Genomic DNA, 14,585 nt, shown 5'->3' on the forward strand with positions numbered 1-14,585 from the left:
CGCGCCCTCCCCTAGCCCCTCCCGCAAGCGGGAGGGGAATGAAGATCTAGCCCCCCTCACGCAGCACACTCCCGCGCGACGCTCACATCGTCGAACGGCAGCACCATGTCGCCAACGATCTGTCCCTGCTCATGCCCCTTGCCCGCAATCAGCACGATATCTTCGGGCCCAGCCTCGCGCACAGCGGCGGCGATCGCCGCGCGCCGGTCGCCGATCTCCTCGGCACCGCGCGCGCCCTTCAGCACGTCGCGGCGGATCGCCCGCGCATCCTCCGTCCGCGGATTGTCGTCGGTCACGATGACACGGTCGGCATGCTGCACCGCCACCTGCCCCATCGTCTCGCGCTTGCCCGTATCGCGGTCGCCGCCCGCACCGAACACCACGATCAGCTTGCCGCCCGCATGCGGCTTCAGCGCCGCGATCGCGGCCTCCAGCGCATCGGGCGTATGCGCGTAATCGACATAGACCGGCGCACCCGACTTCGCGATCACCGCCCGCTCCAGCCGCCCGCGCACCGGCTGCAACCGCGCCAGGTTCGCGATCGTCGCGGCGACATCGCCGCCGGTGGCGATCACCAGCCCGGCGGACACCAAAGCGTTCGCCGCCTGATAAGCCCCGATCAGCGGCAGCGTCACGGTGTAGGTCTGGCCCTCGGCCTCGATCGTCAGCCCCTGCCCCAGCAGCGTCGGATCGCGTCCCACCAGCCGCAGCGTCTCGCCCTGCGTGCCGACCGTCACCAGCCGGTTGCCGCGTTCGCGCGCCAGGTCGATCACGCGCGCCGCCTGCGGATCATCCGCCCACACCACCGCGGTGCCATCGGTCGACAACACTTCGGAGAACAACCGGATCTTGGCGGTGAAATACGCCGCCATGTCGCCGTGATAGTCGAGATGATCGCGGCTGAGGTTCGTGAACGCGGCCGCGGCCACCTTCAGCCCCTCGGTGCGGTACTGAGTCAGCCCGTGGCTCGACGCCTCGAACGCCAGATGAGTCACGCCTTCGCGCCCCAGCCCCGCAACGTTCGACAAAAACGTCACCACGTCGGGAGTCGTCAGCCCCGTCGTCACGCGCTCGTCGGCGGTCGTGACGCCCAGCGTGCCGATCGACGCCGCGTGGAAGCCCGCCATTCGCCACAGCTGCCGAGTCATCTCGACGCACGACGTCTTCCCGTTGGTCCCGGTGATCGCCACCGACGTCTCGGGAAATGGCGCGAAGAACCTGGCCGCCAGTTGTGCGAACCGCTCGCGCGGGCTGTCGTCGGCGATATAGGCGGCACCCTCGACGGTCAGCCCGGGCCGCGCGACCACCGCGATCGCGCCCGAGCGGATCGCGTCGGCGATATAGTCCTCGCCGTTGACGCGCGCACCTTCGAACGCGCCGAATACCGTACCCGGCGCGACCTTGCGGTGATCGATCGCGAACCCCGTCACCTGCGCCTCTTCCGTCCCGTCGGTCAGCGCTGACAGCTTCATTTGGTCGTCCTCATTGCCCGGTTGGCTGCGTGCGGGTCGGGTCCTGCCACAAAGTCGGCACGATGTCAGACACGTCGATGTCGCGGTGCGCATCGGGCACCACGCCCAGCATCGCACCCACGCGCGAGATCGTCCGGCCCACCACCGGCGCGGTATTCCACGCCGCGGTCTTCCATCCGCCGGTTTCCTTCGTGCCGAGCGGCGAATCGAGCATCGCCAGCACTACGTACCGCGGCGCATCCATCGGGAACGCGGCGGCAAACGTCGCCACGTTGCGCGAATGGTCATAGCCGCCCGACACCGCCGCCTCGGCCGTGCCGGTCTTGCCGCCGACGCGGTAGCCCGGCGCATCGCCCTTGCGCCCCGTGCCGCGCTGCACGATCAGCCGCAGCATCTGCCGCATCCGTGCGCTCGTCTGCTCGCTGATCACGCGACGCCCGACCGGCGCATGCCCTGGCGCGACCTTCAGCAACGTCGCCGGCCGCCAGATCCCGCCATTGACCAACGCCGCATAGGCGCTGGCGAGATGCAGCGGGGTCACCGCGATGCCGTGGCCATAGGCGGTCGTCATCGTCGTCGTGCGCGCCCAGTATTTTGGCCACAACGGGCGGCCCTTCTCGCGCAGCTCGATATCGGGCTTGGTATCGAAGCCCAGCTTCCTGAACATCGTCTGCATCCGCGCCGGCCCGACCTCGTCAGCGACGCGCGCGGTGGCGATGTTCGACGAATAGATCAGCGTCTCGGCCATGTTGAGCCAGCGCTTTGGATCGCCGCGCTCGTCATGGATTGTGAAGCGGCCGACCTGCAGCGGGTGCGTCGCATCGAACCGCCGCGCGAACGACGTGACGACGCCGGTATCCATCGCGGTCGCCATCGTGATCGGCTTGAACGTCGATCCCAGCTCGAACACGCTCTGAGTCGTGACGTTGCGCAGCTCCTCGCTGCCCGCCATCCCGACGCGATTGGGGTTGAAGGTCGGCAGCGAGACCATCGCGATCACCTCGCCCGTCGCCACGTCGAGGACGATCCCGCCCGCGCCGCGCGCGGAGAAGGTCGTCATCGCACGGCCCAGCTCGCTCTCCATCGCCGCCTGGACGCGGTTGTCGAGCGACAGCGCGACCGGCGTGCCGTTGAGCGCAGGGTTGGTCAGCCGCTCGTCGAGCACGCGCTCCATGCCGCTCATCCCGTGCCCCGCGGTCGACAGGAAGCCCAGCGCATGCGCCGCCATCGTCGATTGCGGATACAGCCGCTGCGTGTCGCGGTCGAACACGATCGCGGGCTCGCCGATCGCATTGACCTGCTCGACGAGCGCGGGCGACGCGCGCCGCTGCAGGTAGATGAAGCTTTTGCCCGACGTCAGCAGCGCATAATAATGCGCCTGGTCGCCCGCCTCGGGCATCAGCGCGGCCAGCTTGCTGGCGACCTCGGTCGGATCGCCGATCAGCTTCTTGGGGTGGACCGCGATCGTCCACGCATCGATCGTCCGCGCCAGTGGCGCGCCGTTGCGATCGACGATGTCGCCGCGCGCCGCGATCGTCGCCGCGCGCGCCTGCGGATCGGCGAGCGACGCCTGCACCGCCAGCATCCCCAGCCGCCCGACCACCACCAGCACCGCCGCGCCGAACAGGAACATCAGCATCATCAGGCGCGTGTGCGCGGTCGCCACCAGCGCGTGACGCTGGTTGGCGCTACGATGTTGCGCGACAGGCCGGGCGACCAAGGCCGTCACCGCCGCCGGCCGCTCTCGGAGCGCGCACCGCTCATGATGTCACCCAGAGTCGTATCGGACAGCAGCTTGCGGTCGAGCATCGCGACCGCCTGCGGCCGGACCTTGGCGACGGCCGCGAGACGATCGGTCTTGGCGGCGCGGACGAGCGCTGCCTCGGTCGACCGCGGCGTCGCCACCGACGCACGGATCACCACCGGCTTCAGCGCGGTCTTCGATGCGGCCTGGATCGCGACGCTCATCGCGCGCGGCGCGCTCGCCTGCGCCATCTGGACCGGCGCGGGCGCGAGCTTCACGACGGCGGGCGCCGCGGTCACCGGAACGACCGGCGTGGACACGACCGACCCGGCCCCCGACGGCACCAGCAGCGCGGCGGTCTGGACCCCGTCCGCGCGCAGGCTGTTGACGTCGAGCGCCGCGAGCGCGGCCTCGCTTACCACGAACTGGCCCGCGGTCGGCGCCGACAGCGCCAGCGTGTCGCCGTTCCAGCGTTCGAGCTGCGCGAGGTTGCCGCGCGTGTCGAACTCGGTCTCCAGCGCGCGGATATCGCGCTCGGCTGACCGGATCTGACCATTGACCGCCTCCAGCTTCTTGCGCTCGGCGGCAACCTGCAGCGACACGAGGTAGAAACCGAGCACGACGGCGACACAGCCCCCGAACCAGCCCACACCCTTCATCCGATACGCCGCCGTCATGTCGTCACCTCTTCCGTCCAGGGTTGCGCGGAGGTCCGCCGCGCCGTCCGTAATGTCGCCGAGCGCGCGCGCGGATTGCGTGCGACCTCAGCCTCGCCGGCGCGAACACCGCGGCCGACATGAGAAAAACTAGGTTCCGCAACGGCTTTCACCTGCGGAAGATGACGGGAACCTGAAGGCGAGCCACCGGAACGGGTGCGCAGGAAGCGCTTCACCATCCGGTCCTCGAGGCTGTGGAAGGTCACGATCGCGAGCCGGCCACCGGGCTTCAGCACGCGTTCGGCGGCCAGCAATCCGTCCGCCAATTCGCCCAGCTCGCGATTCACATGGATGCGGATCGCCTGGAACGCGCGCGTCGCGGGGTCCTTCTTGTCGTGCGCCTTGTAGCCGAGCGCGCGGCGGACGATGTGCGCCAGCTCGCCGGTCCGCGTCAGCGGGCGCGCCGCGACGATCGCGCGCGCCACGCGCCGCGACTTGGGCTCGTCGCCATATTGATACAGCACGTCGGCGATCTCGTTCTCGTCCGCCTCGTTGACGAAGTCCGCCGCCGACATGCCGGCCTGCGCCATCCGCATGTCGAGCGGGCCGTCCGACTGGAACGAGAAGCCGCGCTCCGCCTGATCGAGCTGCATCGACGACACGCCGATGTCGAGCGTCACGCCATCGACCGGCGCCAACCCGCGCGTCTCGAGCTCGGACGCCATCGCCGAGAAGTCCGCGGCGATCAGCGTCAGCCCGTCTTCGGCCTCCTCGATTCCGCGGCCGGCAGCGATCGCATCGGGATCGCGATCGAACGCCACGACGCGAGCACCGGACTTCAACAACGCCAGTGTATAGCCGCCCGCGCCGAACGTGCCGTCGACCATCGTCTCACCGGGCTCGGGGGCGAGCGCGGCCAGGACTTCGTCGAGCAGGACGGGGATATGCGGCGCGTCGGGACCGCTCACAGCTGGATCCCCTTCTCGGCCATGTAGAAGCGCGCCATTTCCTTGACGACGGGGGGCATGCCGTCGGTGGCGATCAGCGTCGCGGGGTCCCAGATCTCGATATAATCGAGCACGCCGTAAAAGAACGCATGGCCCTTGATGCCCGCATAGAAGCGCGGGAACGCGGGCATGATAAAGCGACCGGAGCCGTCGAAGGGGACGGCTTCGCCCGATGCCGCGGCGCGCTTGATGTTGTAATCATACTCGCCGTTCTCGGACGTATTCTCGGATTCGCGGCGGTCGAGGCGCTCGGCGAGGATGTCGACATAGCCCGGATCATACGCCACCAGGCAGCGATTCTTCTGATGCGCGCCGATGATGATGGTCCCGCCGTCCTTGCCGTTCGCCTTGGGCGCATTTGCGGAAAGGGTCGTGCGAAGCGCCGAAGGGATGGCTACCCGGCCCTTGTCGTCGACAAGGCCGATACCGTCTCCCTGATAGCGACCCCGTACCGACACGCCAAAACCCTTCGAAATGGCGCACACGCCTCACCATCTCGGACCACGGCCTCGCCGCGATCCGACCGCGCTAACAGCTAACGGTGAACGTGCCCCTGTATTAACCTCCATCTACCATAGAGGTCCGGGGACGCAACGGGATTTTTGGGGATTTCGGGTTTTTGCGACGAGTTTCGCGCGTCGGTTCGGAGCGAATTGCGAGCAGATCGGATTTTATCGGCGCATCAACGGGGATCTGAATGCGGGAAATCTGGGGATAGGCCCATATCTTCACCGGCTAGCGCCCGTGGACGTCATCCGCGGCTGTGTCGAGCAGACTCACCTTCGATGCCGTCGATGTCCTCACCTTCGATACTGTCATTTTGGCGACAGCCGGGACTTTGTGCAAGGATATGAGGCACATCCCTCCAATGGGCCCTGCGCTTCGGTTAATTGAATGGAGAAGCCGGACCCGATCTCACGACGAGGACGGATTACCTAGGGCGCGGGCGCCTGGGCATTGGCGCTCGGCGCCACGCCCATCTCGGCCAGAGGCTCACCCGCGCTCTTGGCATCGATGACGTTCGAAACTCCCATGTTCGCGACCACGTCCGCCTGCGCAGCGCCGGCGGTCGCGACTGGCCGCTCGCGGCTCGCCGAACCGATGATCGCGCTGGCCAATCCGATCAGCAGCACGACCGCGGCGAGGCCGATCATGCCGACCTTGATGCGCTGCAGGCTTTGCGAGGGTTCATGGTGTAACTTCATCTTGCCGCGCCAAGATACCTGACCACCGCGCCTCTGTCGATTCCCGCTCATGCCGCCACTCAACCAAGCCCCTTCGCCGCGCGCCACGTCGGGTCGTACAGCGTCGAGAGATAGCGAAATCCGGTATCGCACAGGATCGTCGCGATGCGCTTGCCGGGCCCGAGATGCTTCGCCAACGCCACCGCCCCGGCGACGTTGATCCCCGACGACAACCCGAGACACAGGCCCTCCTCGTCGAGCAGGCGACGGACCCAGGCATAGCCTTCCTGGTCAGAAATCCGGAACTGCGTGTCGATCGGCGCGCCCTCCAGATTGGCGGTGATCCGGCCCTGCCCGATCCCCTCGGCAGCCGACGATCCTTCGGACTTCAGCTCGCCATGCGCGTAATAGTTATACAGCGCGGCACCATGCGGATCGCTCAGCGCGATACAGACAGCCTCGTCCTTCGCCTTCAGCCCGAGACCGACGCCGGCGATCGTCCCGCCGGTCCCCGCCGCGCAGGTGAAGCCGTCGATCCGTCCGTCCATCTGCGCCCAGATTTCCTCGGCGGTGCCGACGATGTGCGCGCGGCGATTGGCGATGTTATCGAACTGATTGGCCCAGATCGCGCCCGGCGTCTCCTCGGCAATCCGCCGCGAGGTATGGACGAAATGGCATGGCGACGAGAAGGCGGCGGCCGGCACCAGCACCAGTTCGGCGCCCAGCGCGCGAAGCGTGTCCATCTTCTCGCGGCTCTGCGTCTCGGGCATGACAATGATCGTCTTGTAGCCCTTCGCGTTGGCGACCAAGGCCAAGCCGATCCCGGTATTGCCCGCAGTCCCCTCGACGATCGTGCCGCCGGACTGGAGCAAACCGCGGTGCTCGGCATCCTCGACGATGAACAACGCCGCGCGATCCTTCACCGACGCGCCGGGGTTCGCATATTCGCACTTGCCGAAGATATCGCAGCCCGTCGCGTCGCTGGGACCTTTCAGGCGGACAAGCGGCGTGTTGCCGATCAGGGCGAGCGTGTCGGATATAGTGTGCATCGCGGCTATGTGGCCTCGCAGACCGCGCCGGGCAAGCGAGCGAAACTTTGTCACGCCCAAATCGCCCGCTGCGCGCGAAGCTCGGCCCCTCCGTCGCCATCAATAACCGCCTACCAATACCGGCGCGGCATCACGCAGTTTTGCCCTCGCTTCGCCTTGCCCCGAAAGTGTCTCGCCTCACCGGTTTGCAGGTATTCCTATTTGCCCCGGCTTTTTCCGCGTGACAGCGTGGCTCATCCTGTGAGAGGCAACGGCAGCATGAGACTGGCCAGAGTTACCACGCTTATCACCACGTCTGCGCTGTCGGTATCGCCTGCCATGGCGGCGCCGTCCGCGACTGCGCCTCGGACGACAGCTAGCGCATCAGTGAGCCAGTCGGCGGCGCGGCTGTCGCTCGCGAAATCGATCCGCACCGGCGGACAGGCGACCTCGCGCGACAGGCTGGCGGGCGGCGGTGGTTTCGTCGTCGCGATTCTCGCCGCTGCCGCGATCATCGCCGGCATCGTCATCGTGACGGAGAGCGACGACACGGCCGACAGCAAGTAGTCGGTCGCGTATCCGACGTGCAGAACGGTTCGTCATGCTCACACACCCGCCGGGCGAACGCCGCATGAATGAAAGGCCATAGTCCTTGACGCTCCATGCTGCATGCGCGAAGCGAGGTTCCGCTATGAAAATCCTCCCCCTCTCCGCCGCCGCCGCGCTGCTCGTGCTGGCCGCCTGCAACTCCAAGCCTGCTTCGCCCGAGGTGGTCGACACCAATCCGGATCCGATGGCGAACACGCTCGCCAACGCAGCGCCGGTCGAACTGCCGCCTTCGATCAAGTCCGAGGCCACGCTGCGCTGCAAGGACAACAGCCTGCTCTACGTGACGTTCTTCCAGGGCGACAAGCAGGCCGTCGTCCGCACCAAGAAGGACGGTACCGCGACGACGCTCAAGTCGGACGTCGCCGGCGCGCCGAAGACCGCCGAGGGCGGCTGGTCGATGACCGGCACCGAGACGAGCGTGACCCTGACCGCGCCGGGCAAGTCGGCACAGATCTGCCACGCGTAAGCGGACCCGCACCGCGTCGAGCATCGATCGCGGTGGTTTCTGAAACGGCCGGCGGATCATCCGCCGGCCGTTTTTCTTTGTGCCGCGCGCTCTTGCCCTTCCCGCCCCGGACCGGCACCGTAGCGTGATGGCAACAGTCGCGATCTACAGCCTCAAGGGCGGCGTCGGGAAGACGACGCTATCGGTGAACCTGGCGTGGTGCGCCGCGACCTTATCGGCCCGGCGGACCCTGCTCTGGGATCTCGACCCGCAGGCCGCGTCGACCTGGGTCCTCGGCGGCCCCGGCAAGGCGGACCAGGCGCAGGCGATGTTCTCGAAGGACGTCGCCGTCATCAAGCAGGCGCGGCCGACCGCCTATCGCCATCTCGACCTGATCGCCGCCGACGCGTCGCTGCGCGGGCTCGACCAGCTGTTCCACGATCTCGACAAGAAGAAGCGCCTCGCCAAGCTGCTGGGCGAGCTCGCGGGCTATGACCGCGTGATCCTCGATTGCCCGCCCGGGCTGACCGAGACCGCGGACCAGGTCATGCGCGCCGCCGACCTGATCGTGATCCCCGTCATCCCCTCCCCGCTCTCGACGCGCGCCTATGACGCGGTCGTCCAGCATCTCGGCGGCCGCACCGCGCTGCTCCCCGTCCACGTCATGGTCGACAAGCGCCGCGCGCTCCATGCAGAGGCACTCGCGCGGCACCCCGACTGGCCGGTGATTCCGATGGCCAGCGGGATCGAAGCGATGGCGGTCAGGCGCGCGCCGGTCGGCGTGTTCGCGCCCCGGTCGGCCGCCGCGCAGGCGTTCGCCGATCTGTGGCGCCGGATCGAACACACGCTCGCCGCATGAGCGACATCCTCGATCCGCAGATCGTGCTCGGCGCCTATTCGGTCGGCGTGTTCCCGATGGCCGACAGCCGCGACGCCGCCAGCGTCTATTGGGTCGAGCCGCGCCGCCGCGCCGTCCTGCCGCTCGACGGTTTCCAGCTCTCGCGCTCGCTCAGGAAGACGATCGTCGCCGACCGGTTCCAGATCACCATCGACACCGCGTTCGAACGAGTCGTCCAGCTCTGCGCCGAAAGCGTCGAGGGCCGGCCCGAGACGTGGATCAACGACGGCATCGAACGCGTCTTCCAGACGCTCCACGCGATGGGGTTCGCGCATTCGGTCGAATGCTGGGACGGCGGCAAGCTCGTCGGCGGGCTCTATGGCCTGGCGCTAGGCCGCGCGTTCTTCGGCGAAAGCATGGTCAGCCGCGCCACCGACGCATCGAAGGTCGCGCTGGCACACCTCGTCGCGCGGCTGCGCGCCGGCGGGTTCACCCTGCTCGATTGCCAGTTCCAGACCTCGCACCTCGCCTCGCTCGGCGCGATCGAGATCGACCGCGCGGATTACGTAGCGTTGCTGGCAGGTGCGCTAGACGGCGCGCTCGGCCCCGCGTCGTCGGCCGCCGGCGTCGCAGCAGCAGGCGATTTCCGCGCGCTCGATCGCTTGGCGGGCAAGGCCTCGGCGACCGGCGCCGTATCGGGCCCGGTCGCGGGGAAAGTCATCGCGCAGCTCTTGGTCCACACGTCGTAGATCGGATGCTGCACCGCGTTCAGCGCGGGGCGTTCCTTGTACAGCCAGCCCGAAAAGCTCCGCCGCCATTTCGCATCGACGCCGCGCACCAGCACCTGGACGAACGCGCCGGTCAGCTGCTCCTGCTCCCACGGCGCGGTCTGTTCGCACGCGCGCAGCCGCAGCACGACATCGCCCATCCGGGTCGCCTGGCCGGGCCTGAGCGTCACCGCTCGGGTTTCGCCGTTCCGCTTGTTGAGCAGGCCGAGCACGGCCACGCGCTGCGCCATCGGCGTGCCGCCGGTGGCGATCGTCGCGGCACCGGTGTCGATCGTCTCGATCGAGGAATTCGCCGGCTCATCGGCGCCCGGCAGCTCCTGCTGGACCGCCGCCACCGTCGCCACGGGCGTGGTGAGCGCGCGGTATCCGAACCAGCCGCCCACCCCCAGCACCACGACCAACACGGCCGCGGCGAGCCAGCGCATGATCACCCTTCGGGCGTCCAGGCTTCGTAGTCACCCGTCGCGGCGGCGCGCTTGCCACCCTTTTCGAGCGCACCCGACGGCCGATAGGCGAGCGCGGTACCGGTCATGTTCGGCACGGCCGGCTTCTGCCACGCGCGCACCGGCGGCAGCGCGCGCTCGGGCACGTCGTCGACCTGGTGATGCAGCCAGCTGAACCACGCGGGCGGCACGCGGCTCGCGTCGGTGGCGCCCTGATAGATCACCCAGCGGCGCGGATTACCCGACGTGTCCTTGCCGCCCTGGTAATAAACGTTGCCGAGCGCGTCCTCGCCCATCTTCGCCATGCTGCGCAGGCCGAATTTGGTGCCGAGGGTGGCGCCGTTCCACCACGTGAAAGTCGATGCGAGAAAGCCCATGCGCCGCGTTTAACCCGAGTGGGGGCGGGCTTCAACCATGATGATGCGGCAGGGCGGGAAACTCCGCGATCGGGAGCGCGGCCCAGCCGATACCCAGCCGATAAAACGTACTCGCCCGCCCGCTTAGTCCGCCCGCTTAGTCCGAGCGCTTGTCCCACGTCACCAGGTCGCCCTCGGCGATCCCCAGTTCGGCCGACCGGCCACCCATCAGCTCGAGCACCGCCCCGACCGGCTCGCCCGACGGTACCGGCGTCTCCGAGAACGGCACCGTATTCTCCGCGATCCGCGCGATCGTGCCATCCGCCCGGATATAGAGGATATCGAGCGAGCTCGGCGTATTCTTCATCCAGAAGCTCGCATCCACCGGCGCCCCCCCAGTCGAAGGATAAGGCCAGAACAGCATCCCGCCATCGGGCCTCAGGTCGGTACGATACATCAGCCCGCGCGCCTGCTCGTCCTGCGTCCTGGCGCGCTCGACGGTGAACGCGTGCGTCCCGTTTGTGCTTTTGATCGTCAGCTTCAGCGTCGCGACCTTGGCCGCTTCGGTTTCATCGCTGCCGTTCATATACGCCACACTTCCGGCGCCGACGCCCAGCGCCAGCACCCCGGCCAGCACGGCCTTCGCAACCAAACTCATCCAAGGCCCTCTTCGACTGCGACAGCGAGCGGCCCCTTGCGTCCCGCGACGACGCGCGCGCGCAGCGGCTGCTCGGGCTCGACCGTCTCGATTCCGGCGCGACGCAACGTTTCCATATGGACGAAGATGTCGCTGCCATCCGACCCTCGTACCAGAAAGCCATAGCCCTTCAACCGGTTGAACCATTTGACCGACACCGGCTCGAACGGTCCGGCGGCGTCGATCATCGCGATCGGATCGATCCGGTCTGGCGATGCAGGCGGCCGGACGGTTTCCTCGACCGCGTTGCTCATGTCGATCGAGACGATCTCGCGCGCCTGGAACCCGCGGCCACGCTGGACCGACAGCGTCTCGACGCGCGCGCCCTCGGGCAGGCTGCGACGGCCATGCGGTTGTAGTACCGAGAAATGCACGAGGATATCGCCGACCGTCGGGTCGTCCGCGACCGCAAAGCCGAACCCGCGCGTCACGTCGAACCACTTGATCACGCCGCCGATCGCACGCACGTCGCCAGCGGGCATGGCGGTCTCCGGGACGGCCCTCCCCGGCTCGCCCCCCAATTCGCCCACACGGTCGCCCCCGAGGTCGTGGCCAACCGCGACCATCGCCGATCCGGTCTGCGTCATCATGTCCGCATCCTGCTGCGTCTACGCATTGTTACACCCCTGATCCCCTTGCTAGCACGCTTCGTCGCGGTCGCAATGAATCCGTTGCTAATCGGCGTCGAAAACCACCGTTTCGGGCGCATCGGACGGTGGCATCGCAACAATTTTGCGGGCGAGATCGAAACGGTGCCCCGCGCGCAGCATCGCGCCGAGCTGTTTGTCGTGCAGCTTCCGGTCGCCCTCGCCGCTGCCATAGGGCCCGATTCGCTTGCGCCGCGCAAAGGCGAGCGCCGATTCGACCGCGCGATCCGCGATCGCGGGCGCGACCGCATCCGCATCGCCCTCGTCGATTCCGGCCTCGCGAAACGCCCCCGCGACACGCCGCGCGCCCAGCCCGCGGCGCTGCATCGCCGCCGCGCGCTGTTCGGCAAAGGCACGGTCGTCGACATACCCCAGATCGGCCATGCGCTGCGCGAGTTCGGCGGGATCGGCCGGTGCCGCCGCCGCGCCGTCGTCCCAGCCGCGCTCGCGGATCTTGCGCACCAGATAGTCGGTCAGCCGCCCCCGCGTCGTCGCGAACCGCTCGACATAGCGCAGCGCCAGCCGCTCCAGCGCCGCGGCGTCGAGCGGCTTGGGCGGCGCCCGCTCGCCGCCACGGCCCCCACCGCGCCCGCCAGCACGCGCGCCACCACGCCCGGCGGGACGCGCGTTACCGCGGTTTTCGCGACGCCCAGGCGTCTGATCGGGGTCGTCATCGTCGGACACGCCATCATTGTGCCACACTGACACCCGAAGTTGAACGGCTAGAGTTGAGATTAGGGGTGGTGCGTTCAGCCGCCATGCCGGGCACGACGCCAGAGACAGGAACTGCGATGACGACCGAAACGCTTCACAAGGACGGCCAGACCGCGGCGACGATCGTCGCGACGCCGACCGAGGACGCGCTGCCGCGCCGTTTCGCCGATTTCGCGACGCTGGGCGAAGCGCTCGATTACGCCGCAACCGGTAACCGCGGGCTTAATTTCCATGATGCGCGCGGCACGTTGTCGCAGCCCTATCCCTATGCACAGCTGCGCACCGATGCGCGCGCAATGGCCGATCGCCTGATCGCCGCGGGCGTCGGCCCTGCCGATCGCATCGCACTGGTCGCCGAAACCGGCCCCGAATTCGCCGCGCTCTTCTTCGGCGTCGTCTACGCCGGCGCCTGGCCCGTGCCGCTGCCGCTGCCGACCTCGTTCGGCGGCCGCGATTCGTACATCGAACAGCTTCGCGTCCAGCTTGCCAGTTGCGACCCGAAGATGCTGATCTTCCCGCCCGAACTCGCGCAGATGGCGGGCGAGGCCGCGCGCCTGTCGGGCACCGTCGGGATCGACTGGTCCGAGTTCGCCACCCGCGAAGCCCCCGTCGCGACGCTGCCCGAGGCAAAGCCCGACGACATCGCGTATCTGCAATATTCCAGCGGCTCGACGCGGTTCCCGCACGGCGTCGTCATCACGCACGCGGCGTTGCTCAACAACCTCGCCGCGCACAGTTACGGCATGGAAGTCTGCGGCACCGATCGCTGCGTCTCGTGGCTGCCCTGGTATCACGACATGGGGCTGGTCGGCTGCTTCCTGTCGCCGATCGCCAACCAGGTCTCGACGGATTACCTCAAGACCGAGGATTTCGCGCGGCGTCCGCTCGCCTGGCTCGATCTCATCAGCCGCAACACCGGCACCACGCTCAGCTATTCGCCGACCTTCGGCTACGATATCTGCGCGCGCCGCATGTCGTCGCAGACCAAGGCGAGCGATCGGTTCGACCTGTCGCGCTGGCGCGTTGCGGGTAACGGCGCCGACATGATCCGCCCCGACGTGATGCAGTCGTTCGTCGACGCGTTCGCCGATGCGGGTTTCAAGGCGACCGCGTTCCTCCCGAGCTACGGCCTTGCCGAGGCGACGCTCGCAGTCTCGCTGATGCCGCCGGGCGAAGGCATTCGCGTCGAACTCGTCGAGGAAACGCAGCTTTCGGGCGGCAGCCGTGGGAATGACCGCCCGCAACGCTACCGCGCGATCGTCAATTGCGGGAAGCCCGTCCGCGACATGCGGATCGAGATCCGCGAAGAGGACGGCACCCCTCTCCCCGACCGCGCGATCGGCAAGGTCTGGTGCAGCGGCAAGTCGGTAATGGTCGGCTATTTCCGCGACGATGCCGCGACGCAGGCGTGCATGGCCGACGGTTGGCTCGATACCGGCGACATGGGCTATATGTCCGATGGCTATATCTACATCGTCGGCCGCGCCAAGGACATGATCATCGTCAACGGCAAGAACCACTGGCCGCAGGACATCGAATGGGCGGTGGAACAGCTGCCGGGCTTCAAGGCGGGCGACATTGCCGCGTTCGCGATCACCACCCCTGGCGGCGAGGAGACCCCCGCCGTGCTGGTCCAGTGCCGCAGCTCGGACGAGTCCGAGCGGCTGCGTCTGCGCGACGAGATCCGCGAGCGGGTCCGCTCGGTCACGGGCATGAACTGCCTGATCGAACTCATCCCGCCGCGCACGCTGCCGCGCACCTCGTCGGGCAAGTTGAGCCGCGCCAAGGCGCGCAACCTGTATCTCAGTGGCGACATAAAACCCTACGATATCGCTGCCTGACGGGCATAGTCAGCCGGGACCAACGGCGCCGGCGACATATTACCCCAAAAAACGACAGGAATTGGATCCAAATCGGTGCAGTGCAAACGTTCTGCTAACCAGAGCGCGTCTATCTC

At 67.8% G+C, this 14,585-nt stretch carries 16 protein-coding genes and 1 pseudogene; 5 read left to right on the forward strand and 12 right to left on the reverse strand.

Annotated features, from left to right (window positions below; genetic code table 11):
* Window positions 1-56: 56 nt before the first annotated feature.
* The 7 genes from ASE88_RS02105 to ASE88_RS02135 form a co-directional block, all read right to left on the reverse strand.
* The gene (locus ASE88_RS02105; RefSeq protein ID WP_056474793.1) at window positions 57-1,472 is read right to left on the reverse strand and encodes a UDP-N-acetylmuramoyl-L-alanyl-D-glutamate--2,6-diaminopimelate ligase; all 1,416 of its coding nucleotides are present in this window, start codon (window positions 1,470-1,472) and stop codon (window positions 57-59) included.
* Window positions 1,473-1,482: 10 nt separating this feature from the next.
* On the reverse strand, window positions 1,483-3,201 hold the full coding sequence (locus ASE88_RS02110) for a peptidoglycan D,D-transpeptidase FtsI family protein (RefSeq protein ID WP_056474796.1): 1,719 nt from the start codon (window positions 3,199-3,201) through the stop codon (window positions 1,483-1,485).
* On the reverse strand, window positions 3,198-3,893 hold the full coding sequence (locus ASE88_RS02115; protein WP_056474799.1) for a hypothetical protein: 696 nt from the start codon (window positions 3,891-3,893) through the stop codon (window positions 3,198-3,200). Before ASE88_RS02115 ends, ASE88_RS02110 begins: the two co-directional genes overlap by 4 nt.
* The gene (gene rsmH, locus ASE88_RS02120) at window positions 3,890-4,840 is read right to left on the reverse strand and encodes a 16S rRNA (cytosine(1402)-N(4))-methyltransferase RsmH (protein ID WP_055880004.1); all 951 of its coding nucleotides are present in this window, start codon (window positions 4,838-4,840) and stop codon (window positions 3,890-3,892) included. The genes ASE88_RS02115 and rsmH overlap by 4 nt, the downstream gene beginning before the upstream one ends.
* Window positions 4,837-5,364, reverse strand: a complete 528-nt coding sequence (locus ASE88_RS02125) for a division/cell wall cluster transcriptional repressor MraZ (protein WP_235525821.1) — start codon at window positions 5,362-5,364, stop codon at window positions 4,837-4,839. The genes rsmH and ASE88_RS02125 overlap by 4 nt, the downstream gene beginning before the upstream one ends.
* Before the next feature lie 450 nt (window positions 5,365-5,814).
* A complete protein-coding gene (locus ASE88_RS02130; RefSeq protein WP_056474801.1) occupies window positions 5,815-6,084 on the reverse strand; it encodes a hypothetical protein in 270 nt (89 codons plus the stop codon).
* Between the two features lie 59 nt (window positions 6,085-6,143).
* Window positions 6,144-7,112, reverse strand: a complete 969-nt coding sequence (locus tag ASE88_RS02135) for a cysteine synthase A (RefSeq protein WP_056474804.1) — start codon at window positions 7,110-7,112, stop codon at window positions 6,144-6,146.
* 366 nt (window positions 7,113-7,478) lie between these two features.
* Between ASE88_RS02135 and ASE88_RS18645 the strand changes: the two genes are divergently transcribed.
* The 4 genes from ASE88_RS18645 to aat all read left to right on the forward strand — a co-directional run bounded on the left by ASE88_RS18645 (window position 7,479) and on the right by aat (window position 9,732).
* The gene (locus ASE88_RS18645) at window positions 7,479-7,658 is read left to right on the forward strand and encodes a hypothetical protein (protein ID WP_055879993.1); all 180 of its coding nucleotides are present in this window, start codon (window positions 7,479-7,481) and stop codon (window positions 7,656-7,658) included.
* A 124-nt stretch (window positions 7,659-7,782) separates the two neighbouring features.
* A complete protein-coding gene (locus tag ASE88_RS02145) occupies window positions 7,783-8,166 on the forward strand; it encodes a hypothetical protein (protein WP_055879990.1) in 384 nt (127 codons plus the stop codon).
* A 127-nt stretch (window positions 8,167-8,293) separates the two neighbouring features.
* Complete coding sequence (locus ASE88_RS02150) at window positions 8,294-9,004, forward strand: ParA family protein (RefSeq protein WP_056474810.1); 711 nt, start codon at window positions 8,294-8,296, stop codon at window positions 9,002-9,004.
* Window positions 9,001-9,732 (forward strand): leucyl/phenylalanyl-tRNA--protein transferase, encoded by a 732-nt coding sequence (aat, locus tag ASE88_RS02155; RefSeq protein ID WP_056474814.1) that lies wholly within the window; start codon window positions 9,001-9,003, stop codon window positions 9,730-9,732. Before ASE88_RS02150 ends, aat begins: the two co-directional genes overlap by 4 nt.
* Before the next feature lie 35 nt (window positions 9,733-9,767).
* Here aat and ASE88_RS18650 read toward each other — a convergent pair.
* The 5 genes and pseudogenes from ASE88_RS18650 to ASE88_RS02180 form a co-directional block, all read right to left on the reverse strand.
* A pseudogene (locus ASE88_RS18650) lies at window positions 9,768-10,196 on the reverse strand (DUF2155 domain-containing protein); the annotation flags it as partial.
* Between the two features lie 2 nt (window positions 10,197-10,198).
* Window positions 10,199-10,591 carry an NADH:ubiquinone oxidoreductase subunit NDUFA12 gene (locus ASE88_RS02165; RefSeq protein WP_055879979.1) on the reverse strand — a complete coding sequence of 131 codons (393 nt, stop codon included), beginning with the start codon at window positions 10,589-10,591 and terminating at the stop codon, window positions 10,199-10,201.
* Between the two features lie 136 nt (window positions 10,592-10,727).
* Window positions 10,728-11,156: a DUF192 domain-containing protein gene (locus ASE88_RS02170; RefSeq protein ID WP_200910129.1), complete on the reverse strand. Its 429-nt coding sequence runs from the start codon at window positions 11,154-11,156 to the stop codon at window positions 10,728-10,730.
* A 68-nt stretch (window positions 11,157-11,224) separates the two neighbouring features.
* Window positions 11,225-11,749, reverse strand: coding sequence for a cold-shock protein (locus tag ASE88_RS02175; RefSeq protein ID WP_056475000.1), 525 nt, complete (start codon window positions 11,747-11,749; stop codon window positions 11,225-11,227).
* A 192-nt stretch (window positions 11,750-11,941) separates the two neighbouring features.
* Entirely contained in the window at window positions 11,942-12,598 is a 657-nt protein-coding gene (locus tag ASE88_RS02180; RefSeq protein WP_082463463.1) for a regulatory protein RecX, read from the reverse strand.
* A 107-nt stretch (window positions 12,599-12,705) separates the two neighbouring features.
* Between ASE88_RS02180 and ASE88_RS02185 the strand changes: the two genes are divergently transcribed.
* On the forward strand, window positions 12,706-14,469 hold the full coding sequence (locus ASE88_RS02185) for a fatty acyl-AMP ligase (RefSeq protein ID WP_055879971.1): 1,764 nt from the start codon (window positions 12,706-12,708) through the stop codon (window positions 14,467-14,469).
* The last annotated feature ends 116 nt before the right edge of the window (window positions 14,470-14,585 follow it).

Source organism: Sphingomonas sp. Leaf38 (genome assembly GCF_001421825.1).
Lineage (GTDB): Bacteria > Pseudomonadota > Alphaproteobacteria > Sphingomonadales > Sphingomonadaceae > Sphingomonas.

What these genes read in the sequence shown, in the direction of transcription:
- ASE88_RS02105 (WP_056474793.1), bottom strand. Translation starts at nt 1,472, where the DNA reads ATGAAGCTGTCAGCGCTGACCGACGGGACGGAAGAGGCGCAGGTGACG.
- ASE88_RS02130 (WP_056474801.1), bottom strand. Translation starts at nt 6,084, where the DNA reads ATGAAGTTACACCATGAACCCTCGCAAAGCCTGCAGCGCATCAAGGTC.
- aat (WP_056474814.1), top strand. Translation starts at nt 9,001, where the DNA reads ATGAGCGACATCCTCGATCCGCAGATCGTGCTCGGCGCCTATTCGGTC.
- ASE88_RS02165 (WP_055879979.1), bottom strand. Translation starts at nt 10,591, where the DNA reads ATGGGCTTTCTCGCATCGACTTTCACGTGGTGGAACGGCGCCACCCTC.
- ASE88_RS02175 (WP_056475000.1), bottom strand. Translation starts at nt 11,749, where the DNA reads ATGCCCGCTGGCGACGTGCGTGCGATCGGCGGCGTGATCAAGTGGTTC.
- ASE88_RS02145 (WP_055879990.1), top strand. Translation starts at nt 7,783, where the DNA reads ATGAAAATCCTCCCCCTCTCCGCCGCCGCCGCGCTGCTCGTGCTGGCC.
- ASE88_RS02170 (WP_200910129.1), bottom strand. Translation starts at nt 11,156, where the DNA reads ATGAACGGCAGCGATGAAACCGAAGCGGCCAAGGTCGCGACGCTGAAG.
- ASE88_RS02150 (WP_056474810.1), top strand. Translation starts at nt 8,294, where the DNA reads ATGGCAACAGTCGCGATCTACAGCCTCAAGGGCGGCGTCGGGAAGACG.
- ASE88_RS02135 (WP_056474804.1), bottom strand. Translation starts at nt 7,112, where the DNA reads ATGCACACTATATCCGACACGCTCGCCCTGATCGGCAACACGCCGCTT.
- ASE88_RS02115 (WP_056474799.1), bottom strand. Translation starts at nt 3,893, where the DNA reads ATGACGGCGGCGTATCGGATGAAGGGTGTGGGCTGGTTCGGGGGCTGT.
- ASE88_RS02185 (WP_055879971.1), top strand. Translation starts at nt 12,706, where the DNA reads ATGACGACCGAAACGCTTCACAAGGACGGCCAGACCGCGGCGACGATC.